The sequence below is a fragment of the Streptomyces sp. MMG1121 genome, assembly GCF_001280015.1.
Taxonomy (GTDB): domain Bacteria; phylum Actinomycetota; class Actinomycetes; order Streptomycetales; family Streptomycetaceae; genus Streptomyces.
Window position 1 is genome coordinate 77,838 of the sequence record NZ_LGDV01000188.1, and the last position, 22,266, is coordinate 100,103.

The following is a 22,266-nucleotide window of genomic DNA, read 5'->3' on the forward strand; positions in this document are numbered from 1 at the left end:
ACCCGTACGATCACGATCATGACCACGAACACGCTGGAGACCCTGCACGGCACACGCGTCCTGCGCTGCGCACCCGACGGCCCCGCGCTGGACGGCGAGCGCGCGGCGCTGGACCTCATCGGCGACGCCTTCGGCCAGGAGGCGGAGCTGGTCGTGGTCCCGGTGCAGCGGGTGGCGGACGAGTTCTTCCGGCTGCGCTCCGGTGTCGCCGGCGATGTCGTGCAGAAGTTCGTGACCTACCGGCTGCGGCTCGCCGTCCTCGGCGACATCGCGGCCCACGTCGAGGCGAGCGACGCCCTGCGGGACTTCGTCTACGAGTCCAACCAGGGCGGCCAGCTCTGGTTCGTCGCGGACGCGGCCGAGCTGGACGGGCGACTGCGCAGGTAATACCGACAGAAGACGTCGGGTTTCCCGGTGAGTGTGGTGGACGACAGCAGTCGCACCGCACAGGAGGCCGGACATGTCAGGACCGCTACAGGGCAAGGTGGCGCTGGTCGCCGGGGCGACCCGGGGCGCCGGACGCGGCATCGCCGTGGAACTCGGCGCGGCCGGCGCCACCGTCTACGCCACCGGCCGCAGCACCCGCGCCCGACGCTCCGAGTACGACCGCCCCGAGACGATCGAGGACACCGCCGACCTCGTCACCGCAGCCGGCGGACAGGGCATCGCCGTACCCGTCGACCACCTGGACCACCGCGCCGTACGCGCCCTGGTGGACCGGATCGCGGACGAACAGGGCCGCCTCGACCTCCTCGTCAACGACATCTGGGGCGGCGAGAAACTCTTCGAGTGGGACACCCCGCTCTGGGAGCACGATCTCGACAACGGGCTCAGGCTCCTCCGGCTCGCCGTCGAGACACACGCCGTGACCAGCCACTACGCGCTGCCCCTGCTGCTGCGCCGGCCCGGCGGACTGGTCGTGGAGGTCACGGACGGCACCGCGGACCACAACCGCGACACCTACCGCGTGAACTTCTTCTACGACCTCGCCAAGAGCTCCGTCCTGCGCATGGCCTTCGCCCTCGGCCACGAGCTGGGCCCGCGCGGTGCCACCGCCGTCGCGCTCACCCCGGGCTGGCTGCGCTCGGAGCTGATGCTCGACGGCTACGGCGTCCGCGAGGACAACTGGCGCGACGCCCTGGCGAAGGAGCCGCACTTCGCCATCTCCGAGACCCCGCACTACGTCGGTCGTGCGGTCGCCGCGCTGGCCGCCGACCCCGGCGTGGCCCGCTTCAACGGACAGTCGCTCTCCAGCGGCGGACTCGCGCCGGTGTACGGCTTCACCGACCTCGACGGCAGCCGCCCCGACGCCTGGCGGTATCTGGTCGAGGTGCAGGACGCGGGCAAGCCCGCGGACGTCAGCGGGTACCGGTGATCCGGTCCCGCCGTACCCGGTGAAACGGCGGCCCGCGGGCCGTACCGTCGGCCCATGACCGATCACACCCGCTTCGCCGGACACGGAGTACTCGTCACGGGCGCGGCCCGCGGTATCGGCGCGGCCGTCGCCCGGCGGCTCGCCGAGGAGGGCGGCCGCGTCCTGGTGACCGACCGGCACCTGCCCGAGGCGGCGCGGACCGCCGCCGGCTTGCGTCAACAGGGCTTCGCCGCACAGGCGTTGGCGTGCGACGTGGCCGACCGGACCACCGTGGAGGCGGCCGTGGCGCACACCGTCGCAGAGTTCGGCTCGCTCGACGTACTGGTCAACTGCGCCGCCCACTGCACGCCGGACGTCCCGCTGTTCGAGGACGACCCCGACGAGGGGTGGGCGCGCGACCTCGACATCACCCTCTCCGGCGTCCACCGTTGCTGCCGGGCCGCGCTGCCCCACCTCGCCGCCTCCGGGCGCGGGGCGATCGTCAGCATCAGCTCCGTCAACGGCCTGCAGGACTTCGGCAACCACGCCTACAGCGCCGCCAAGGCCGGCCTCGGCTCGCTCACCCGCACCCTGGCGGGGCACGCGGCGGCCCGGGGCGTGCGGGTGAACCTCGTGGTGCCGGGCACGGTCCGTACCTCGGCGTGGCAGGGACGCGACGACGAACTCGACGCCGTCCGGCCCCTGTACCCGCTGGGCCGCATCGGCGAGCCCGAGGACGTCGCCGCCGCGGTCGCCTTCCTCGCCTCCCGCGACGCCGCCTGGATCACCGGCACCACGTTGGTGGTCGACGGCGGCCTCACGGCGGTGAACACCGGTTTCCAAGCGGCCCTACGGCACCCTTGAGCCGTCGGCGGTGCAGTTCCCCGAGCGGCGCGGGGTCGTACCGGCACGCGACTGGGCCACATGGGCGCGAGCACCCCGCCTCGGGGCTGTACCCGGCAACGGCCGGACTCCCCAGGGCGCTTACCCGTCGCCCATTGCCTGCCGTAGCCGTCCCAGCAGTTCCCGCGCCGCCGGAGCCAGGGGGCCCTCCGTGCGCCAGGCCAGCGCCACCCGCCCGCGTGCGCCCGCGGCGGCGAGGCGCAGGGTGGCGAGGCCGGGCCGGGCACCGAGGCCGGGCAGGAGCGCCACGCCCAGGCCCCGGGCGGCCAGGCGGGCCAGGCCGTCCGGGGTCGCCGCCTCGAACGCGATGTCCGGGCGGAAGCCGGCCTCGGCACACAGCCGTTCCAGGACGGCCCGCATCCCGGTCCCGCGCGGCAGGCCGATCAGCCGGTGCCCGCGCAGGGCCGCCGGCGCAACGGCGTCGGCGCCGTCGTACTCGAGCAGCAGGGGATGCCCGGGGGCGGCCGCCGCGACCAGCGGCTCGTCGATCACCACGTGCAGCGCGACACCCGGCGGCAGTGCCTGGTCCGCGACGCCGATCACGGCGAGGTCCAGTTCGCCCCGGCGCAGCCCGGCCAGCATCCGGTCGGAGGTGTCCTCGGTGAGAGTGACCTCCACCCGAGGGTGGGCGTCGTGGAAGTCCGCCAGCTGGCCGGCCACGTCGAAGGCGTGCGCGAGGGTGCCGGGCACGAGACCGACGGCGACCCGGCCGCGCAGCAGGCCCGTGTACTCCTCCACCGTCTGCCGCACCCCGTCGACGGCCGCGAGCGCGGCCCGCGCGTACGGCAGTACGGCCTCACCCACCTCCGTCGGCCGCACCGAGCGACCCGACCGGTCCAGCAGCGGCTGCCCCAACTCCCGCTCCAGCTGCCGTATCTGCGCGCTCAGTCCCGGCTGGGCCAGATGCAGCCGCTCGGCGGCCCGGGTGAACCCGGCCTCCTCCACCACCGTCACGAAGTACCGCAGCTGCCTCAACTCCATAACGAATCATGCTAGATGGAAGACGGATCATGTCTTGGACTTCCGGTTGCGGCCTCCCCACCCTGGAGGCATGGGGAAAACAGCACACGGCACGGCGGACAGGGCTGCCACAGCCGCCGCCATCGCCGCCGAACGATGCGAACTGGCCGACTTTTTCGAGACGTTGACCCCCGCACAGTGGCAGGCGCCCAGCCTGTGCGCGGGCTGGCGGGTGCGGGAGGTCGTGGCGCACATGTCGATGGGGTTCCGGTACCCGACGGCGAAGGTGCTGCGGGAACTGGTCAAGGCGCGCGGCAGCCTGCACCGCATGACCGACCGGCTCGCCCGCCGGGACGCGGCCGCGCACCCGGACGCCGGACTCGCCGCCTTCCTGCGCACCCACGCGCACCATCCCTGGACGCCCCCGATCGGCGGCCTCGCCTCGGCCCTCGCCCACGACGTGGTCCACGGCCTGGACGTTATCGTCGCCCTCGGCCTGGACCGCGACGTGCCCGGCGACCGCCTGCGGATGCTCCTCGACGGCGTCGACCCACGTGCCTTCCGGGTCTTCGGCACCGACCTCACCGGCGTACGGCTGTGCGCGGACGACCTCGACTGGACCTTCGGCACCGGCACGCCCCTGTACGGCCGTGGCCAGGACCTGCTGCTGGCCGCCTACGGCCGCAGACTCCCCGCCGGCCGGCTGCGCGGCGATGAAGTTCACCGTTTCGTCACAGCCTGACCGGAACCACAACCCTCAACGCCCCGCACAGGTCTAGTAGTCCGAGTTCGTGGGAATCGCGCAGAAAGCGCCCGGGACCGATCCCGGGCGGCAAGGGGAGAAGGGGAGACATATGGGGGACATACGCAGACGGGGCGTCGTCGCGCTGGGCCTCACGGGACTGGTGGCACCGCTCATGCTCGCCCTCACCGCCGCGCCGGCCCAGGCCGCGAGCTGCAGCACGCGGACGGGGCCGTATCAGAAGCAGGTGGAGAAGTTCCTCGGCCGGCCGGTCGACGGCAGGCAGTCCGCCGCCGACTGCAAGGCCGTCAAGGCCTTCCAGGACAGGCACGGCATCACGCCCGACATCGGCTACGCCGGACCCGTCACCTGGGGCGTGATGGATCTGATGAACAAGCAGAAGGCCGTCGGGAAGAACCCGAACAAGGACGGCAAGTGCCCGGTGAACAAGGGCCGGATCGCCTGCGTGAACCTCACGCTCCAGCTCAGCTGGATCCAGGACGGCAAGAAGCTCGTCTACGGGCCGGTGCCGGTCCGTACCGGCCGCAAGGGCTACGCCACCCGCACCGGTCTGAAGAAGATCTACTGGCGGGACCTCCACCATGTGTCGACCCTCTACAACGTGCCGATGCCCTACAGCCAGTTCTTCGACGGCGGCCAGGCCTTCCATTCGGTGGGCCTGAGCATGTGGAATCCGCCGGGCTCGCACGGCTGCGTCAACATGACCACCACGGAAGCCCAGAAGTACTGGTCGCTGCTGAGGACGGGCGACGACGTCTTCGTCTACGGCCGCAAGCCGGGCACCTGAGCGTCCCCGAACTGTCGCCGCCCGGACCGTCACACCTCGGGAGCGTCCCCGAAGTCGGGGATCGGAAGCCGTACGCCACCCTGTCGCGCGGACTCGTGCGCGATGATGCCCGGCAGGGTGTAGCGGGCGGCCGTCCACGCGTTCACCGAGGGCAGCGAGCGGGTGGTGACGGCGGTGACGAAGTCGTCCACGAGGAAGTGATGGCTGCCCTCGTGGCCGTTGTGCAGGTGGTCGAACTCCCTCGGCAGCCTTGACCGGTCGTGCACCGGGGCCGAGCCCGAGGTGAAGGCGGCCCGCAGCTTTGGCGCGACGTGGGCCAGCGAGGGATCGCCGGGGGAGAGCGTCGCCCTGGGCTCCAGCAGCTCGCTGATGTCCTTGACCCCGTGCTTGTCCTGCCACAGCGCCACCGTCGCCAGTTGCTCCATGCTGGCCTGCGTGCCGAAGAAGCGGAAGCGGGACTCGCGGATGTGCGAGGGATAGCCGACCCGCCGGAACTCGTTCGTCCGGAACGATCCACCGCCCGCCACTTCGAACAGAGCGGTCGCGTTGGACACGTCGTTGTCGAACTGACTGACCGAACGATCGAAAACGCCATCACCGCGATCGTCCCGCACCCCGATGGCCGAGACGCTCACCGCGTGCGTCTGCCACGCGCCGAGCACCCCGCCGACCGAGTGCGTCGGGTAGAGCAGCGGCGGATAGCTGGCGGTCGCCTTCCACCTCTCGCCGCCGCTGTACCGGTAGGCGTCGTAGAAGCCGAGGTCCATGTCGTGGACGTAGTCGCCCTCGGCGTAGAAGAGCCGGCCGAAGGCGCCCTCGGCGATCCGGTTGCGGGCGTGCACGGTCGCCGGGTTGTACTGGCTGGTCTCGCCCATCATGTACGTCAGCCCGGTCGCCCGGACCGCGTCGATGATCGCGGCGATCTCCTCCGTGGTGATCGCCATGGGGACGGCGGAGTACACGTGCTTGCCCGCACCGAGCCCCTGCAGGACCAGCGGGCCGTGCGTCCAGCGCTGGGTGAAGACCGCGACCGCGTCGACCGCCGCCGACTCCAGCATGGCCTCGTACGACGGGAAGGCGCCCGCGAGGTGCTGCGCGGCGACGAGCCGCTCGGCCCGCTCGGGCAGCAGATCGGTGACATACACGTCACGGATGCCGGGATGGGCCTGGAACAGCGAGGCGAACTGCCCGGAGAACTGTCCGGCGCCGACGATGCCGAGAGAGAAAGTCATGCCCATTACTTTTGTGGTGCAAGAATCAGGCCGTCAAGATGCGGGAGGTCGCCTCTGCGGGGCACTCCGCGCACAGTAGGGTGACCTGGTTACTTCTGATGTGAAAGAAATGAGATGTCGTGACCGACTGGCTGCCACTGAGCCCCGCGGAGCGCTCCGTGGCGATCGAGGTGCTCGTGCACGGCCCGCTGTCCCGCACCGGGCTGGCCCGGCGCCTCGGGCTCTCCCAGGGCAGCCTCACCCGGCTGACCAAGCCCCTCATCGAGTCCGGACTGCTGGTGGAGGCCCCCGGGACGGGCGGCGGGACGCAGGCGCGCCAGGGGCGTCCGTCCCAGCCGCTCGGCGTCGTGGCCGACTCCTGCTCCTTCCTCGGCTTCAAGATCACCGCCGACATGGTCTACGGCGTCGTGACCACCCTGCGCAGCGAGGTCACCGCCCGCCTCGACCGGCCGCTGGCCTCGCACGCCCCGGACGCCGTCGCAGGCCTGGTCGCGGAGCTGGCCGCCGAACTGGCCGGGGGGCGTCCGGCCCCGGCCGGCATCGGCATCGGCGTGGGCGGCCTGGTGCGCGAGCGCGTGGTGGTCGAGGACTCGCCCTTCCTCGGCTGGCGGGACGTACCGCTCGCCGCACTGGTCCAGGAACGCACCGCACTGCCGGTCGTCGTGGAGAACGACGTGGCAGCCCTGGCCGAGGCCGAGACCTGGTTCGGCGCGGGCCGCGGCCTCGACCGCTTCGCCGTCCTCACCATCGGCGCCGGCATCGGCTACGGGCTGGTGCTCGGCGGCCGGCGCGTGCCGTTCGCCGAGGAGGGCCGCGGCTTCGGCAGGCACTGGATCATCGACCCGCACGGCCCGCTCACCCCGGACGGCGCGCGCGGCAGCGCAGTGTCGTTGCTCACCATCCCCGGCATCGAGTACCAGGTCCGCGCCGCGACCGGCCGTGACACCTCCTACGAGGAGATCCTCACCGGCGCGTGCGCGGGCGAGCCCATGGCCTCCCGGGTCGTCGACGAGGCCGCCCGCGCACTCGGCACCCTGGTCGCGCAGATCGCCAACTTCGCCCTGCCGCAGAAGATCCTGCTCGCCGGCGAGGGCGTCGGTCTGATGGATGTGGCCGGGAACACGGTCCACGAGACCATCCGCGCCCACCGGCATCCGCTCGCCGCTCCCGTCGACCTGGAGACGAAGGTCTCCGACTTCCACGACTGGGCGCGCGGCGCAGCGGTGTTGGCGATCCAGGTGCTCGTGCTGGGTGAGGGCCCGGTGTGAACTCCCGTCTGCCGCTTGACACATCGACGTGACGAGTAACACGGTCCGGAATGTCCGTATCTCGTGTGCTTGCTCACAGCGCCTTCACGTCGATCGGCATATGCTTCACAGCATGTCCACCACTGTTGAAGCCGCCACCGATCGCTCCGCGCGATCGGCCGCGGAGGTCAACGAGGAGATCAGGGCCCTGTGGCGCCGGTCGGGCGGGACACTGACCACCGAGCAGCGCGCGGAGTACCAGCGCCTCGTGCTGGAGTGGGCCACCGCGGCCCCGCCGTCGCACCAGGCGGCCTGACCGCCTCGCGCGGACCGCGCGCCGTACCGTCCAGGGCATCCGTGAGCGCACGGGTGCCCTTCCGGTGCCACCACCGACTCCTCGTCAGCCCCACGTCGCCGAGTAGTACCGCTGATACGCCTTGCGGTCCTGCTCGGCGCGGATGTACCGGGTCGCGACGAGCGCGATCAGACTGCCCGCGACGACCAGCAGCCCGGGGCCGATGGTCCGGGTGTCCGTCAGCCGGGCCAGCAGCGTCCGCCCCTGGCTGCCCGTCACCGGCGCCGCCGAGCCCGGCGCGGCGGCGTTCGGCGCGATCGCGGCCTGCGTGGCCGCGGGGGAGGGGGGCGCGCTCCGGGCACTGCCGCCGGCGTTCTGCGCCGACACGATGAGCTTGACGTTCAGTGCCGCCATCGCCTTCGTCACCGGCTGGAAGAACGTCGTCCCGCCCGTCCTGCAGTCACCGCTGCCGCCGGAGGTGACACCGAGTGCGACACCGTCGGAGAACAGCGGGCCGCCGCTGTCGCCCGGTTCGGCGCACACATTGGTCTGGATGAGTCCGGTGACCGTCCCCTCAGGGTAGTTGACGGTCGCGTTCAGCGCGGTGACCTGGCCGTCGTGCAGACCACTGGTACTTCCGCTGCGGAACACCCGCTGTCCCACGGCCGCATCGGCGGCCCCGGTGATCCGCACCCCGTTGCCGCCGCCGATCGCGACGACGTCGGCGCCGTCACCGGCCTTGCCGGACGCGTACCGCACGAGCGAGAAGTCATTGCCGGGGAACGTGCTGCGCACCGTCTGCCCCAACTGCCGGTCGCCCTGGTTGTCGGCGAACCAGGTGGATCCGGCCGGACCGCAGTGCCCCGCGGTGAGGATGAAGTCGCTCTGCCCGTCGGTCACGTTGAACCCCGCCGAGCAGCGGCCGCCGGTCGACAGGATCGGCTGGGCCCCGTTGAGCCGCGTCGTGAACGTGCCCTGCGCCCGCTCCATCCGCACGAAGTCGCCTATGCGCGTGGCGAGTCGGGACATCCGGGACCAGTCGCCCCGGGACACCGTACTGTCCGCGGTCACCACCACCCGGTTGGTCCGGTAGTCCACCGCCCACGCCGTGCCCGCCACACGCGGTGCCGAACGCAGTCGACCGGTCGCCGACTTGAGCTCGTCCATGCTGTGCGGCACGACCTTCGCCTCGGCCCCCGCGCGCCGTACCGCCCGCGCCGCCGCGTCGTCGGTCACCGCCACCACCGGCCGCCCGTCGGCGCCGATCCAGTCGCCCGCCGTGTGCCCCGTGCCGAGCCGCGCCACCAGCGCGGCGCCGGTGTCCCCGGCGCCGGCGGCCGGCGGGGTCTCGCTCGCCATGGCCGCCTGGGCGACCATCGCGCCCCCCAGAAGGAGTCCGCCGACCGCCGCCAGGCGTGTCACTCGCCGGACGATCCGTCGTCGTGCGTGCCGCATGCGTGGCTCCCGAAGCCGAACCCGAAAGCGCGCCGCCCGGACCGACAGCGCGAGACCCCCGACCCATCGAGGACCCGCACCTCCATACGCGGCCCACGGCCGGGGCGTTCAGCGACGGCGGAGTTCTCACCGACCGGGTGCGCGGCGGCGGAGGCGATCCTGCCCCCCCGCGGGTGGTGACGGCGACGGTTCGGCCTGCCCGGGTGTGCGACGCCGTTCGGGCGTGCGGCGACGACGGCGAGCCCGCCCGTCCCGGCGTCCGGCCACCACGGGGAACGGACCCCGCCGAACTCAGCTCTTGCGGGCCACCCCGCCGAACATGGCGACCTCCTCCGGCTCGGCCCCGTGCGCATGCTCCGGGCGCCAGCGGGAGCAGGACACCACGCCGGGGTCCAGGAGTTCGAGGCCGTCGAAGAAACGGGTCACGTCCTGGGCAGTGCGCTGGGTCAGCTTCGGCGTGCCGTTCTCGTTCCAGAACCTCACCGCCTCGTCCACGTCCGGCATCAAGGGGCTGGTGACGGTGTGCGACAGCACCAGATGACTGCCCGACGGCAGCCGGTCGGTCAACTGCCGTACCAGACCGTACGGATCCTCGTCGTCACCGATGAAGATGACCACGCCGAGCAGCATCAGCGCCACCGGCTCGCTGAAGTCCAGGGTCTTCGCCGCGTGTTCGAAGATCGCGTCGACGTTGCGCAGATCCTCGTCCAGATAGTCGGTACGGCCCTCGGGCGTGCGCGTCAGCAGGGCACGCGCGTGTGCGAGGACGAGCGGGTCGTTGTCGACGTACACGATCCGCGCATCGGGTGCGATGCGCTGGGCGACCTCGTGCGTGTTGTCGGCGGTGGGCAGCCCGGTGCCGATGTCCAGGAACTGCCGGATGCCCGCCTCGGCGACGAGGTGGCGCACGGCACGGCCGAGGAAGAGCCGGTCGGCACGCGCGTACTCCCCGATGCCGGGGTGCAGTTGGCGAATCCGGTCGCCGGCCGCGCGGTCGACCTCGTAGTTGTCCTTCCCGCCGAGCCAGTAGTTCCAGATCCGGGCGGTGTGCGGCTGGCTGGTGTTGATACGGCCGCGCAGCGACACGGCCACGTCGTTGGTGGCTGCCGGGTTGTCGGTCACGTGGGTCAGCTCCTGGATGCCTGAGAAAGCCGGACGAGCGTCGCGTTCATTTGTTCATGACGCAATCTAGACGTCCGAGTTGATCATCGTCGGGCACTCCGGGTTTTCCGGTCGTTCCCGCTGCCGCACCGGCCGCCTATCGTGTGCCCCATGACCGGAACCCTGCACGGCAATCCCGGCGAACCGAACCCGCTGCGCGCCCTCGACCTGGAGCGACTGCGCTGTCGTACGAGCATGAAATGGCGCACCTACCCCGAGGACGTGCTGCCGCTGTGGGTGGCCGAGATGGACGTACCTGTCGCCGAACCGGTGGTCCGCGCCGTCACCGACGCACTCGCCCTCGGCGACACCGGATACCCCGCCGGCACCGCCTACGCGGAGGCATTCGCCGCGTTCGCCGCCGACCGCTGGGGCTGGCAGGGGATCGCCGTCGCGCGCACGGCGATCGTTCCGGACGTGATGCTCGGTGTGGTCGAGATGATCAAACTGGTCACCGGGCCGGGCGATCCGGTGATCGTCAACCCGCCGGTGTACCCGCCGTTCTTCCAGTTCCTCGCCCACATGGACCGCAAGGTGGTCGAGGCCCCGCTCGGTTCCGGCCAGCGCCTGGACACGGCTGTCCTGGAGGCGACGTTCCGGGCGGCCACCGCCGGCCGCGGCCGCGCCGCCTTCCTGCTGTGCAGCCCGCACAACCCCACCGGCACCGTCCATACCGCGGACGAACTGGCCGCCGTCGCCGCGCTCGCCGAGCGGTACGGCGTCCGGGTCGTCGCCGACGAGATCCACGGCCCGCTCGTCGCCCCCGGCGTCCCCTTCGTGCCGTATCTGAGCGTGCCCGGCGCCGAACGCGGACTGTCCCTGATGTCCGCCTCCAAGGGCTGGAACCTGGCCGGCCTCAAGGCCGCCCTCGCGCTCGCCGGACCGGAAGCTGCCATGGACCTCGACCGGCTGCCCGAGGAGGTCGGCCACGGCCCCAGCCACGTCGGCGTCATCGCCCACACGGCCGCCCTGCGCGAGGGCACCGGCTGGCTGGACGCCCTGCTGGCCGGTCTCGACACCAACCGGCGGCTGCTCGGTGACCTGCTCGCCGAGCACCTGCCCGCGATCCGCCTCCACCCCGCCGAGGCCACCTATCTGGCCTGGCTCGACTGCCGCGCCCTCGGCCTGGGCGACGACCCCGCGCGGGTCTTCCTGGACCGCGGCCGGGTCGCCCTCAACTCCGGCCTGCCCTTCGGCACCGGCGGCGCGGGGCACGTACGGCTGAACCTGGCGACCTCGCCCGAGATCCTCGCCGAGGGGGTACGGCGCATGGCGGCGGCGCTGCCCGCAGGGCGGGCGGGCTCCTAGACTGCCGGGCATGGACGACATGCGGCTGGACCGGCTCGGCTCCGGCAAGTACCTGCTGGTGACCAGCTACCGCAAGAACGGCACCCCGGTCGCCACCCCGGTGTGGGTGGTCCGGGACGGTGACACCCTCGGGGTGTGGACGGTCGCCGACAGCTTCAAGGTCAAGCGGATCCGGCGCCGCCCCGACGTCCTCGTCGGCCCCTGCGACCTGCGCGGCAACCCCACCGGCGACCAGCTGCCGGCCACCGCCGCGATCGCCGACCCGGCCACCACCGCCCGCTACCGGGACCTCCTCGCCCGCAAGTACGGCATCCTCGGCCGCCTCACCCTGCTGGGCAGCCGGCTGCGGCGCGGCCGGGACGGCACCGTCGGGATCCGGGTGACCCTCGCGGAATGAGGGCCACCCGGACAGGGCGTGCTACGACGCGTCCAGCATCGAACCGGACAGCGTCAGCCCGTCGGGCCCCGGCTCGCCGGTCGCCATGTCGACCTGCTGGAACCGCACCGACTCCGCCGGCTCCTCCACCTTGTCCCTGACCGTGGGCACGGTGATGTCCACGGTCGTCCTTCCCGAGGGGACGTCCACCCACAGGGAGACCCCGGCCTTCGACAGCGGACGCTCCGGATCGGGCCCGACCCCGGCGCTCTCCTCCAGCCAGCGTGCCGGGACGTCCTTCGTGGACAGCTCCGGCGCGGTGGCCGGCACCACGGTGAACATCGCGTTCATGTCCACGCCGACCGCCTGCGACAGCGACAGCCGCCACGTCAGGGACTTGTCCTCCGCGACCCCGGTCGGCGACCGGGGTGACGGTCATCGTCGGCGCCGGATCGTCGTCGTGGACCGTGATGCCGCCCCGGTAGGAGCCGACGACCGCACCGCGGACCGCTTTGACCAGGACGTCGTGCGTCACGTCGCCGCCGTAGCGCGTGTTGCCCTTCACCACGACCGGTACGTCGATGTCGTGACCGCCCGGACGCACCGTCACCAGCCGGTCCTTCGCCTTCCCGGTGACCGGGTCGACGACGTACACCCGCACCTGCCCGCTGCCGTGACCGCTCACCTCGACCGGAACGCGGTAGGTGCGCACACCCGAGTCACCCCCGTCGACCGTGGTACGGCCGATGTCGACGCGGGGCAGCGCGCCCGCCCGCGCCGCCGGTGTGCCGGGCCGCCAGCCCCACGCGTCCATCAGCCAGGCCTGCCCGGACGCGGAACGCGACGTCAGCTCAAGGGACTTGACCGAGCCGAGCGCGAGCCCGGCGCGGCGGGCAGCGGTCAGCGGCACCCGGAACTCCCGCGCCCAGTACGACGCGGTGCGTTCACTGCCGGGCAGTCCGTCGGCACGGACCCGGCCCAGCTTCACCTGGTGGCCGCCGGTGTCGGTGGGGGACACGGCCAGCTGCGTTCCCTTGGAGTTCGGCGGCACGAACAGCCGCAGCGCCGGCGCCTCGGAACCCGACAGCGACACGGGCCGCCGGACGCTCACCCGGGCCGGGGCACCGGTGCGGGTCCAGCGCAGCGCGAACGCGCGCCGACCGGTCTCCGGGTCGGTCGCCCACCGCGCGAAGTGCGGCGACGCCCCGTTCACCCGCTGCCCCAGACAGGCCTTGCCCGGGGCGGAGCCCACCGCGTCGCACAGCCGGGCGCCGGTCACCGACACCCCGCCGTCCGGCAGGAACCCGGCACTCCGGCGCGCCCCCACCGCATGGGACCCGCGCGGGGTCCGCCGACGGCGCCCGCTTGCCGGAGCCGTCGAGCAGCGGCCGTACCCGGTCGTCGCCGGTCAGGAACAGCCGTGCGGCGGCCGCGATGTACGTCGAGCCGGCCTGGTGCTGCCGGTCGGCGGTGAGCCGGGTCGCCGCGTGTTTGTTGCACAGCTCGCGGCCACCGAACGTGACGGCGCACTCGCCCTCGCCGTCGGCTTCGGCGCCCACCGCGCGTTCGAGACCGGACAGCCGGTCGGCGTACGGGAGTTGGTGCCCGGGGTGTGGCGCCGGTGAGTACCTGTGCGCGATGCGGCGGACGAGTGAGAGCCGGGGCCCGGGATCCGTGGTCCGACGTCCGTCTCCGCCGGGCGGGACCGTCAGGTCCAGGCCCGGTAGGGCTCGTCCAGCAGCTGGAAGACCGGCTCGCCCCGCACCGGGTCCTTGGCGGTGGACAGCTGGACCCGGTCGCCGCTGTGGATGCCGACCGGCGGGCCCATGACCCTGCCCCGTACGACGAACCCTTCGGCCATCTCTATCAGCGACACGTTGCGCGCGGCGGGCGTGTTGCGGTGCAGCACGGTGGAGTGCCGGACCGTTCCGACGCCCTCGCTGCGCTCCGTGCGCAGCTCGCTGCCCTGGCAGACCGGACAGAGCAGCCGGTGGTACATCGCAGTGCCGCACCAGGCGCAGCGCTGGAAGAGGATGGCGTCCTTGGAGTCCACGGGGGCGGGATCGAGCACACCCGCCGCGGTGCCGGCCGCCGGATACGAGGCGTTTGCTGAGTGGTGGTACACGCTGGTCAACTCCCTGCGCTCGGCCGGAATCCCGCGTGTCCGGCGCGCACCGGGCACACGTGTACGCGGCAGCCGTGCCACCGTGCACGCCCACAGCGTATGGCACTCAGTGTCACTCGTAAAGGCACTCCGTACCCTGAATTCATCTGTGCGAGCCGCGTCAGACGCGGCCGAGCACCGCCTCCAGCTCCTGCACCACCCGCCACAGCGGCGCATCCCGGCGGCAGGCCAGCACCACCACGTCGTCAGGATCTCCTGCGGGCCCGCCGACCGGCACCGGGTTGACGCGGACGGACGCCTCGACTTCGGCGGAACGCCCGAACGCCTTCTGCACATACCCCAACGCGTGGTCCACCGCCGCGCCCGCGTCGCCCTCGCCGTGCGAACGCAGCCAGGAGCGCAGGCCGTTGTTGTGGGCGGCGACGACCGAGGCCGCGATCACATCGGCCCGCAACGTCCCGTCGGGCAGGCCCGCGAACCGCCCGCGCAGATACTCGGCGAGCGCGCGCTCGTAGCGCCACACCACCGACAGCTCGTAGGCGCGCAGGCCCGGCACCTGCTTGGTGAGGCGGTAGCGCTGCACCGAGAAGGTGGGGTTCTCGGCGTACATCCGCAGCACCAGCCGGGCCGCGTCGCACACCCGCCGCACCGGCTCGTGCTCCGCGCCGCCCGCCGAGAGGAAGGCGGTCATGTCGGCCAGGCAGCGCTCGTGGTCGGGGAAGACCACGTCCTCCTTGGAGGGGAAGTAGCGGAAGAACGAACGCCGGCCGACCCCGGCCAGGGCCACGATGTCGTCGACGGTGGTCTGCTCGTACCCGCGTTCCAGGAAGAGCCGGAAGGCCGCCGCGACCAGGGCCTCCCGCATCGGCGGCTTCGCGGTCGGCGCCGCGCTGCTGGAGCTCATGGACGGGAACGTAGCACTCGGAAGGGAAGTGTGACACTCAGTGCAGTACGAGTGCTCTCGCGGGGGAACTGAGTGCTGTGAGGAGGGGTGCGGTGTGCCGTGAGGCCTGCGCTGGGGCCTGCGCTGAGGCGTGCCGAGCGGGTCCTTCCGAACACCGGAGCGATCGAATTGACTGTAATCGATCGATACGATTGTGGGCGTAGAGTAAGCGACTCGCGATCACTGATCCCGCGCGATCACTGTTCCAGGGGGAACCCCATGCGACTGCACGTCGACCAGCGCCATGAGCGGGTGCTCGAACTCGTCCGGGAGCGGGGCAGCCTCCGCGTCGCCGAACTGGCCGCCGAACTCGGCGTCTCCGCCGTCACCCTGCGCCGCGACGTGGAGACGCTCGCCGCCCAGGGCCGCGTACGGCGGCTGCACGGCGCGGTCGTCTGGCCGGGCGAACGCGCCCCCGGCACGGCCACCGCCGGCGAACCGCACCACGGGTCCCTCGAGGGCGCCGTCATCGGCATGATCGTGCCGACCACGGTCAACCTCTTCGCCACCATCGTGCGCGGCGCCCGGGAAGCCGTCGCCGCCCGGGGCGGACGGCTCGTGCTCGGCGTCTCCGGCTACGTCGACACCGAGGACAGCGTCCAGGCGGAGCACCTGATCGCGGGCGGTGCGCGCGGGCTGCTGGTGGCGCCCAGCTGGTTCGCCGGCGTCCCCCAGGACGGGCAGGAGAAATGGCTGATGGAGAGCGGGGTGCCCACCGTGCTGGTGGAGCGCTCCGCCCCGCCCGGCAACCCCGCCGCCGACCTCGACCGGGTCCGCACCGACCGCGCCCACGGCGCCGCCGTCGCCGTCGGCCACCTGGCCGCCCTCGGCCACCGCAGGATCACCGCGGTGCTCCAGGAAGGCCCGCACGCCGTCCAGATCAGCGCCGGTTTCCAGGCCGCCGTACGCGCGCGCGGCATCGACGTCGACCAGGGTGCCCCGAGCGTACGGGAACACGGCGACTACGACGCCTCCGTCGACTACCTCGTCCGGGCGGTCCGCGAACGCGGCGTCACCGCAGCCCTGGTGCACAGCGACGAGGACGCCATCGTGCTCGTCCCCCGGCTCCAGGCGCACGGGGTGCGGGTGCCCGACGACCTCGCGCTCATCACGTACGAGGACGAGGTCGCCGGCCTCGCCGACGTGCCCCTGACCGCCATCGCCCCGCCCACCCGCGCGGTCGGCGAACTCGCCGCGAAACTGCTGCTGCGCCGCCTCGCCGAGCAGGCCGAAGGACGGCGTCCCGGACCCCGGCAACACCTCGACCTGCTCCCGGAGTTGCGTATCCGCTCCTCCTGCGGCGGTCAGCAGCCCGACGACGCCTCCTGACTCTCCGCACTCCCCGTAGCGGCGAAGCGCTCGGAAGGCGATCGAATAACGATCGTTTTGATTATCTTGCGCGAACGCTCTTGACGTTGATCGTGCGTGCACAAAAGATGTCCTGCGACCGCCTCTTCCCGTACGAGGTCTCGTAGGAGCCGTGCCATGACGCGTACGCCACGATCGTTCCGCACAGTCACCGCCACCGCCGCCGTCGCCGCGCTGGGCCTGCTCGCCACCGCCTGCGGCGGCGGTTCCGGCTCGACGGGCGACGCGTCCGACGGCAAGCCCGTGACCATCGACTACTGGACCTGGACCCTCGGCGCCAAGTCGACCGTCGACGCGTTCAACAAGACGCACAAGGACGTCAAGGTCAGATTCACCGAGATACCGAGCGGCACCGAGGGCTACAGCAAGCTGGCCAACGCGGTGAAAGCGGGCAACGCCCCGGACGTGGCCACGATCGAATACCAGATGGTCCCCGAGTTCGCCAGCCAGGGCAATCTGATCGACCTGACCAAATACGCCGGTGAAACGGTCAAGACGAAGTTCCCCAAGTCGATCCAGTCCCTGGTGACCTTCGGCGGCCGGACCTGGACCGTCCCCTACGACGTGGCACCGCAGCTGTTCTACTACCGCACCGACCTCTTCAAGAAGTACGGCATCACCGTGCCCAAGACCTGGGACGACTTCAAGAAGGCCGCCGAGAAGGTCAAGGAGCAGGACAAGAGCGTCCGGCTGGCCTCCCTGCCCAAGAACGACCCCGCCCTGCTCGCCGCCCTGGCCTGGCAGGCCGGCGGCAAGTGGTTCGGCACCCAGGGCGACGCCTGGAAGACCGGCGTGGACGACGCCGCCACCAAGAAGGTCGCCGCCTACTGGGACGGCCTGGTCAAGGACGACCTCGTACAGACCTTCACCGGCTACAGCCCCGAGGAGACCAAGGCCCGCGCCGAGGGCAAGACGCTCTCCTTCCTGGGCGCCTCCTGGTCGGCCGGCGGCATGAAGACCGCCCTGCCCGACCTCAAGGGCAAGTGGGCCGCCGCCCCCATGCCCAGCTGGTCCGCCCCCGCCGGCGGCAACTACGGCGGCACCTCCTACGGCGTCCTCACGGGCAGCAAGCACGTCGAGGCCGCCGCCGAGTTCATCACCTGGCTGACCACGAACAAGGCCGGCGTCGAGGCCCGGCTCGCCGACCTGACGTCCCCGAGCAGCGCACTGCCCGCCAACCCGGACATGCGCAAGGTCGCCGCCGCCAAGTTCGACACCTCCTACTTCAACGGCCAGGACCTCTACGCCCTCGCCTCCCGGGAAGCCGACGCCATCGTGCCCGGCTGGACCTGGGGCCCGGACCAGATGGACGTCTACACCGCCATCCAGGACACCACCGCCAAGTCCGGCTTCCTCGCGGGCGTCGAGGCAGGCGAACGCAAGGCCGAGTCCGGCATCACCGACCGCGGCCTGAAGCTCGCCAGGTAACCCACGGGAGACTCCCGCCTCTTGAGCCCCGAGAGAGAGCTGGGGGGAGGGGACGCGGCGCGGGTGCGGCACGCCAAGGGGGCGCACCGCACCCGCCCCGGCCTCTCACGACACCCCGCGCCACCGACTCCGGCCCGGCAAAGGGACCCGCACCCCCTCGCCTCACCCGTCTCCCCCTCCACCGCCCACCCCCGACTCCGAAGGAGCCGTCGTGGCAGCACCCCCGGCCCGAACCGCCGGTTGGCCGGCCGGGCAGCGCGGTTCGGCCGGACCGGACGCCGCCCGGCCGTCCGCAGCCGTACCGCTCAGGCGCGGCCAGCGCCGGGCCGCAGCCCTGCTCATCACCCCGTTCTTCGTGCTGTTCGGCGCCGTGATGGTCGCACCGATCGGCTACGCGCTGTGGATGAGCCTGTTCCAGGAACGCTCCTCCGGCCTCGGCTTCGGCGGCACCCGTCGGGTGTTCGCCGGGCTCGGCAACTACACCGCCGCCCTCTCCGACGCCAGCTTCCGAGACTCCTTCTTGCACATCGCGCTCTACTGCGCCCTGTACATCCCGGTGATGATCGGCTCCTCGCTCGCCCTCGCCCTGCTCGTCGACTCGGCCCTCGCCCGAGCGAAACGGTTCTTCCAGCTGGCGCTCTTCCTGCCGCACGCGATCCCCGGACTGATCGCCTCGATCATCTGGATCTACCTCTACACCCCCGGCCTCAGCCCCGTGCTCGACTGGATCCAGTCCGCTGGCGGCAGCTGGGACTTCTACGCCAACGATCACGTCCTGCTCTCGATGGTCAACCTGTCCGCCTGGCAGTGGACCGGCTACAACATGGTCATCTTCTACGCCGCCCTCCAGGCCGTACCGCGCGAAGTGATCGAAGCGGCCGTCGTGGACGGGGCCGGCCATCTGCGCACCGCCGTGCGGATCAAGATCCCCATGATCACCTCGGCGATCGTCATGACCGTCCTGTTCACCTGCGTCGGCGCGATCCAGCTCTTCACCGAACCGAAGCTGCTCAACCAGCGCGGCGCGCCCTCGATCGACACCGCGTGGTCGCCCACCCTGTTCATCTGGAAGGCGGGATTCGTGCAGCACGACTACGGCCTCGCCGCGGCCGCCTCCCTGCTGCTCGCCGCGCTCGGCATCGCCCTCTCCTTCGTCGTCACCCGCCTCGGAAACCGCTGGAAGGCGGCGGTATGACCACCCTGACCCACGACACCTCCGTCACCGACCGGCGGCCCGCCGCCGAACGCCCCGCCCGGCCCGGCACCCGCCGCCGCACATCCGCGCACGGCCTGCTGTCGAAGACCGTCGTCAACGGGCTGCTGATCCTCGCCGCCTGCTACACCCTGATGCCCGTCAGCTGGCTGCTCATCGCCGCGACCAAGAACCACCGGGACCTGTTCGCCACCTCCGGCTTCACACTCGGCGACGTCAACCTCCTCGCCAATCTGCGGCATCTGTTCACCTTCGACGACGGCATCTACCTGCGCTGGTTCGGCAACAGCGTCCTGTACTCCGTCGTCGGCTCCGCCGCCTCCAGCCTCATCTGCGTCGCCACCGGATACGCCTTCGACAAGTACGACTTCAAGGGCAAGGAGAAACTGTTCGCCCTCGTCCTCGGCGGCGTCCTCGTCCCCAGCACCGTCATCCAGCTGCCCATGTACCTGCTCGCCACCAAGGCCGGCATCGTCAACACCTACTGGGCGCTCCTGCTGCCCGCCCTGGTCAACCCCTTCGGCGTCTATCTGGCCCGCGTCTTCTCCGAGGGCTACGTACCCGACGAGGTCCTGGAAGCCGCCCGTGTCGACGGCGCCGGCGAACTGCGCACCTTCGCCCGCGTCGGGCTGCCCATGCTGGCGCCCGGCTTCATGACGATCTTCCTGTTCTCCTTCACGGCCAGTTGGAACAATTTCTTCGGTGCGCTCGTGATGCTCAACGACGACCATCTCTACCCGGTCAACCTGGGCCTGTTCATGTGGAACAGCATCACCCAGCAGCAACCGGAGTACTACGCGCTCGTCATCACCGGCTCGCTCGTGGCCGTCCTCCCCCTGATCGCCGCCTTCGTCTGTCTGCAGCGCTTCTGGCGCTCCGGCCTGACCGCCGGCGCGGTGAAGTAAAGGTGACCGTGACCTCCACCCCTTCCCCCACCCCTGCGCGCCCGCGCACCGCACTCGCCATGGGCGCCGACATCCACCACACCCTGCTCACCGACGGCCGTCTCGACCGGCTCCACGCCATCGCCCGCATCGACACGACCACGACGATCACGACGATCAGCGACGCCGACCCGGCGACGGCCGTCCGGCTCGCCCGCACCGAAGTGCTCTTCACCCACTGGGGCGCACCCGCGCTCACCGAGGACGCACTGCGTCGTATGCCCCGGCTGCGGGCCGTCGTCCACGCGGCCGGATCGGTCAAGCACCATGTCACCGACGCCGTCTGGAAACGCGGCATCACCGTCTCCTCCGCGGCCGACGCCAACGCCGTACCCGTCGCCGAATTCACCCTGGCCGCCATCCTGTTCGCGGGCAAACGCGTCCTCGACATCGCCCGCGGCTACGCCCGCACCCGCACCCGGCCGAGCCTCCTGCCGTACTACACCGGCCACGGCAACTACCGGCGCACGGTCGGCCTGGTCGGCGCCTCCCGGGTCGGCCGCCGTGTCATCGAGCTGCTGCGCCCGTTCGACCTGCACGTCCTGCTGCACGACCCCTACGTCGACCCCGCCGAGGCCCGCGCCCTCGGAGCCGAACCGGCCGGCCTCGACGAACTCGCCGCACGCAGTGACGTGGTGAGCATCCACGCACCCCAACTCCCCGAGACCAGACACATGTTCGACGCCCGGCGGCTCGCCCTGCTCAAGGACGGCGCGACCCTCGTCAACACCTCCCGCGGCTCCCTCGTGGACACCGCCGCCCTCACCGGACACCTGCTCACCGGCCGGCTGAACGCCGTCCTCGACGTCACCGACCCCGACGTACCGCCCGCCGACTCCCCCCTCTACACGCTGCCGAACGTCCTGCTCACCCCGCACATCGCGGGCTCGCTCGGCAACGAACTGGGCCGTATGACCGACTGGGCCGTGGACGAACTCTCCCGCTACGCACACGGATTGCCCTTCGCCCACCCGGTCGGACCCGAGGAACTCACCCGCTCGGCATAACCCTCGATCGCCCACAACTCCCATTCCAGGCAAGGAGATTCATGCCAGTGCGCCGTGTCCTCGTCGTCGGCGTCGACGGCGTACGCCTCGACACCCTGCGCCGGCTGCCCACCCCGCACCTCGACGCCCTCGCGGCCGACGGATTCCTCACCCCGGTCGAGGTGGACGACGACACCCCGACCCTGTCCGGCCCCTGCTGGGCGACGATCGTCACCGCAGTGGACGTCGCCAAGCACGGCGTGTGGAGCAACGACCTCTCCGGCCACCGCCTCGACGTCTTCCCCGACTTCGCCACCCGCCTCGACCGGCACGACGGCCGCCGCACCTTCGTCGCCGCCGGCTGGCGCCCCCTCCTCCAGCCGTGCGACGGCGGCCCCCTCTTCCGGTCACCGTCCAGCACCGTGCACATCGCCCCGCGTGCCGAGACCCCCGAGGCATGGGAGGAGTGCGACGGGCGGATCACCGAGGCCGCGGTGCGCGTGCTGGCGGAGGACGACGTGGCGGCCTCCTTCGTCTACCTCGGCGCACCCGACGAGACCGCGCACGTCCTCGGCTGCGGGGAGGCGTACGAGAGGGCGGTGTGCCGTGCCGACGCCTGGCTCGGCCGTCTGCTCGCCGCCGTACGCTCCCGTCCCGCGTACGGCGACGAGGAGTGGACCTTTCTGGTCGTCACCGACCACGGCCATGCCGACGCGGGCGGGCACGGTGGCCGTACCGCCGCCGAGCGCACCGCCTGGCTGGTGGCCGCCGGCCCCGGCATCGGGCCCGCCGCGCCGCGCCGGATCCGGCATGCCGACGTCGCCGCCCAGGTCTTCGCCGCGCTCGGCCGGCACCCGGACCGGCACTGGACCTTCGACGGCCGCCCGTTCGCGGCCCGGCCGCACGCCGTACTGTTCGACCTGGCCGGCACCGAGTCCCGGTCGCTCACGCCGGACCACCTCGGCGACGTCGTGGAACTGCTCACCCTGCTGGGGGAGTTGGAGATCCCGACAGCCCTCGTGTCGGCGTCCTCGCGGCCGGACGCGGACGCCGTCCTGAAGACGCTCGACACGGCAGGCGCCCCCGCCTTCGCCACCACGGTCGCCGTGGGCGAGACCAGCCGCACCGCGCCCGCCTCCGCCCCGTACCTGGCCGCCGCCCGCACCCTGGGCGCGGACCCGGCGGCCTGCCTCGCCGTGACCGGCTCGACCGCCGGCCTCACCGCGGCCGAGGCAGCCGGCTGCCGGGTCCTCGCCGTACCGGCCTCCACACCACTCGCCCCGGCACCGCGCCGCACCGTACGCCGGGGGCTGACGGGCCTCGACGCCGCGGAGCTGTGGGCGGCCGGTCTCTGAACAGGGAGGCGGACCCCTCCGCCACACCAGCCACCCCCGTCACACGACGGCGCCCCCGACCAC

At 72.0% G+C, this 22,266-nt stretch carries 21 protein-coding genes and 1 pseudogene; 15 read left to right on the top strand and 7 right to left on the bottom strand.

Annotation, left to right across the window (positions count from 1 at the left end; translation table 11 throughout):
• Window positions 1–18: 18 nt before the first annotated feature.
• The 3 genes from ADK64_RS18550 to ADK64_RS18560 all read left to right on the top strand — a co-directional run bounded on the left by ADK64_RS18550 (window position 19) and on the right by ADK64_RS18560 (window position 2,218).
• Window positions 19–387, top strand: coding sequence for a DUF4180 domain-containing protein (locus ADK64_RS18550; protein WP_053660322.1), 369 nt, complete (start codon window positions 19–21; stop codon window positions 385–387).
• A gap of 73 nt (window positions 388–460) precedes the next feature.
• Entirely contained in the window at window positions 461–1,375 is a 915-nt protein-coding gene (locus tag ADK64_RS18555; protein WP_053660324.1) for an SDR family oxidoreductase, read from the top strand.
• Between the two features lie 54 nt (window positions 1,376–1,429).
• The gene (locus ADK64_RS18560) at window positions 1,430–2,218 is read left to right on the top strand and encodes an SDR family NAD(P)-dependent oxidoreductase (RefSeq protein WP_063789921.1); all 789 of its coding nucleotides are present in this window, start codon (window positions 1,430–1,432) and stop codon (window positions 2,216–2,218) included.
• A 120-nt stretch (window positions 2,219–2,338) separates the two neighbouring features.
• Here the strand turns inward: ADK64_RS18560 and ADK64_RS18565 are convergent, their stop codons facing one another.
• Window positions 2,339–3,238 (bottom strand): LysR family transcriptional regulator, encoded by a 900-nt coding sequence (locus ADK64_RS18565; protein ID WP_053660326.1) that lies wholly within the window; start codon window positions 3,236–3,238, stop codon window positions 2,339–2,341.
• Window positions 3,239–3,308: 70 nt separating this feature from the next.
• Here ADK64_RS18565 and ADK64_RS18570 point away from each other — a divergent pair, with 70 nt between their 5' ends.
• Window positions 3,309–3,959: a maleylpyruvate isomerase family mycothiol-dependent enzyme gene (locus ADK64_RS18570; RefSeq protein ID WP_053660328.1), complete on the top strand. Its 651-nt coding sequence runs from the start codon at window positions 3,309–3,311 to the stop codon at window positions 3,957–3,959.
• A gap of 112 nt (window positions 3,960–4,071) precedes the next feature.
• Entirely contained in the window at window positions 4,072–4,767 is a 696-nt protein-coding gene (locus ADK64_RS18575; RefSeq protein ID WP_053660330.1) for a L,D-transpeptidase family protein, read from the top strand.
• Between the two features lie 29 nt (window positions 4,768–4,796).
• Here ADK64_RS18575 and ADK64_RS18580 read toward each other — a convergent pair whose 3' ends face one another.
• Window positions 4,797–5,999: a Gfo/Idh/MocA family protein gene (locus tag ADK64_RS18580; RefSeq protein ID WP_053660372.1), complete on the bottom strand. Its 1,203-nt coding sequence runs from the start codon at window positions 5,997–5,999 to the stop codon at window positions 4,797–4,799.
• Window positions 6,000–6,118: 119 nt separating this feature from the next.
• On the opposite strand from ADK64_RS18580, the gene ADK64_RS18585 reads away from it, so the two are divergent.
• Together ADK64_RS18585 and ADK64_RS18590 are read left to right on the top strand one after the other, a co-directional pair.
• On the top strand, window positions 6,119–7,267 hold the full coding sequence (locus ADK64_RS18585; protein WP_234384627.1) for an ROK family transcriptional regulator: 1,149 nt from the start codon (window positions 6,119–6,121) through the stop codon (window positions 7,265–7,267).
• Between the two features lie 100 nt (window positions 7,268–7,367).
• Entirely contained in the window at window positions 7,368–7,562 is a 195-nt protein-coding gene (locus ADK64_RS18590) for a hypothetical protein (RefSeq protein ID WP_053660332.1), read from the top strand.
• A gap of 84 nt (window positions 7,563–7,646) precedes the next feature.
• Here ADK64_RS18590 and ADK64_RS18595 read toward each other — a convergent pair whose 3' ends face one another.
• Both ADK64_RS18595 and ADK64_RS18600 read right to left on the bottom strand, forming a co-directional pair.
• The gene (locus tag ADK64_RS18595; protein WP_053660334.1) at window positions 7,647–8,996 is read right to left on the bottom strand and encodes a S1 family peptidase; all 1,350 of its coding nucleotides are present in this window, start codon (window positions 8,994–8,996) and stop codon (window positions 7,647–7,649) included.
• A gap of 291 nt (window positions 8,997–9,287) precedes the next feature.
• The gene (locus ADK64_RS18600; RefSeq protein ID WP_053660336.1) at window positions 9,288–10,118 is read right to left on the bottom strand and encodes an SAM-dependent methyltransferase; all 831 of its coding nucleotides are present in this window, start codon (window positions 10,116–10,118) and stop codon (window positions 9,288–9,290) included.
• Window positions 10,119–10,268: 150 nt separating this feature from the next.
• Between ADK64_RS18600 and ADK64_RS18605 the strand changes: the two genes are divergently transcribed.
• Both ADK64_RS18605 and ADK64_RS18610 read left to right on the top strand, forming a co-directional pair.
• Complete coding sequence (locus tag ADK64_RS18605) at window positions 10,269–11,465, top strand: MalY/PatB family protein (protein ID WP_053660338.1); 1,197 nt, start codon at window positions 10,269–10,271, stop codon at window positions 11,463–11,465.
• Between the two features lie 10 nt (window positions 11,466–11,475).
• Window positions 11,476–11,862: a PPOX class F420-dependent oxidoreductase gene (locus tag ADK64_RS18610; RefSeq protein ID WP_053660340.1), complete on the top strand. Its 387-nt coding sequence runs from the start codon at window positions 11,476–11,478 to the stop codon at window positions 11,860–11,862.
• Between the two features lie 21 nt (window positions 11,863–11,883).
• On the opposite strand, the pseudogene ADK64_RS18615 reads toward ADK64_RS18610, so the two are convergent.
• The 3 genes and pseudogenes from ADK64_RS18615 to ADK64_RS18625 form a co-directional block, all read right to left on the bottom strand.
• Window positions 11,884–13,343: pseudogene (locus ADK64_RS18615) on the bottom strand (hypothetical protein); the annotation flags it as partial.
• 206 nt (window positions 13,344–13,549) lie between these two features.
• Window positions 13,550–13,966, bottom strand: a complete 417-nt coding sequence (locus ADK64_RS18620; protein WP_053660342.1) for a Zn-ribbon domain-containing OB-fold protein — start codon at window positions 13,964–13,966, stop codon at window positions 13,550–13,552.
• A gap of 160 nt (window positions 13,967–14,126) precedes the next feature.
• On the bottom strand, window positions 14,127–14,870 hold the full coding sequence (locus ADK64_RS18625; RefSeq protein WP_053660344.1) for a TetR family transcriptional regulator: 744 nt from the start codon (window positions 14,868–14,870) through the stop codon (window positions 14,127–14,129).
• Between the two features lie 258 nt (window positions 14,871–15,128).
• Here ADK64_RS18625 and ADK64_RS18630 point away from each other — a divergent pair, with 258 nt between their 5' ends.
• The 6 genes from ADK64_RS18630 (at window position 15,129) to ADK64_RS18655 (ending at window position 22,203) form a co-directional block, all read left to right on the top strand.
• On the top strand, window positions 15,129–16,238 hold the full coding sequence (locus tag ADK64_RS18630) for a substrate-binding domain-containing protein (RefSeq protein WP_053660346.1): 1,110 nt from the start codon (window positions 15,129–15,131) through the stop codon (window positions 16,236–16,238).
• 156 nt (window positions 16,239–16,394) lie between these two features.
• Window positions 16,395–17,705, top strand: coding sequence for an ABC transporter substrate-binding protein (locus ADK64_RS18635; RefSeq protein ID WP_053660348.1), 1,311 nt, complete (start codon window positions 16,395–16,397; stop codon window positions 17,703–17,705).
• Between the two features lie 373 nt (window positions 17,706–18,078).
• The gene (locus tag ADK64_RS18640; RefSeq protein WP_420712996.1) at window positions 18,079–18,900 is read left to right on the top strand and encodes a carbohydrate ABC transporter permease; all 822 of its coding nucleotides are present in this window, start codon (window positions 18,079–18,081) and stop codon (window positions 18,898–18,900) included.
• The gene (locus ADK64_RS18645) at window positions 18,897–19,823 is read left to right on the top strand and encodes a carbohydrate ABC transporter permease (RefSeq protein WP_053660350.1); all 927 of its coding nucleotides are present in this window, start codon (window positions 18,897–18,899) and stop codon (window positions 19,821–19,823) included. Before ADK64_RS18640 ends, ADK64_RS18645 begins: the two co-directional genes overlap by 4 nt.
• An 8-nt stretch (window positions 19,824–19,831) precedes the next feature.
• Entirely contained in the window at window positions 19,832–20,869 is a 1,038-nt protein-coding gene (locus ADK64_RS18650; RefSeq protein ID WP_234384629.1) for a hydroxyacid dehydrogenase, read from the top strand.
• 41 nt (window positions 20,870–20,910) lie between these two features.
• Window positions 20,911–22,203 carry an alkaline phosphatase family protein gene (locus ADK64_RS18655; RefSeq protein ID WP_053660352.1) on the top strand — a complete coding sequence of 431 codons (1,293 nt, stop codon included), beginning with the start codon at window positions 20,911–20,913 and terminating at the stop codon, window positions 22,201–22,203.
• The last annotated feature ends 63 nt before the right edge of the window (window positions 22,204–22,266 follow it).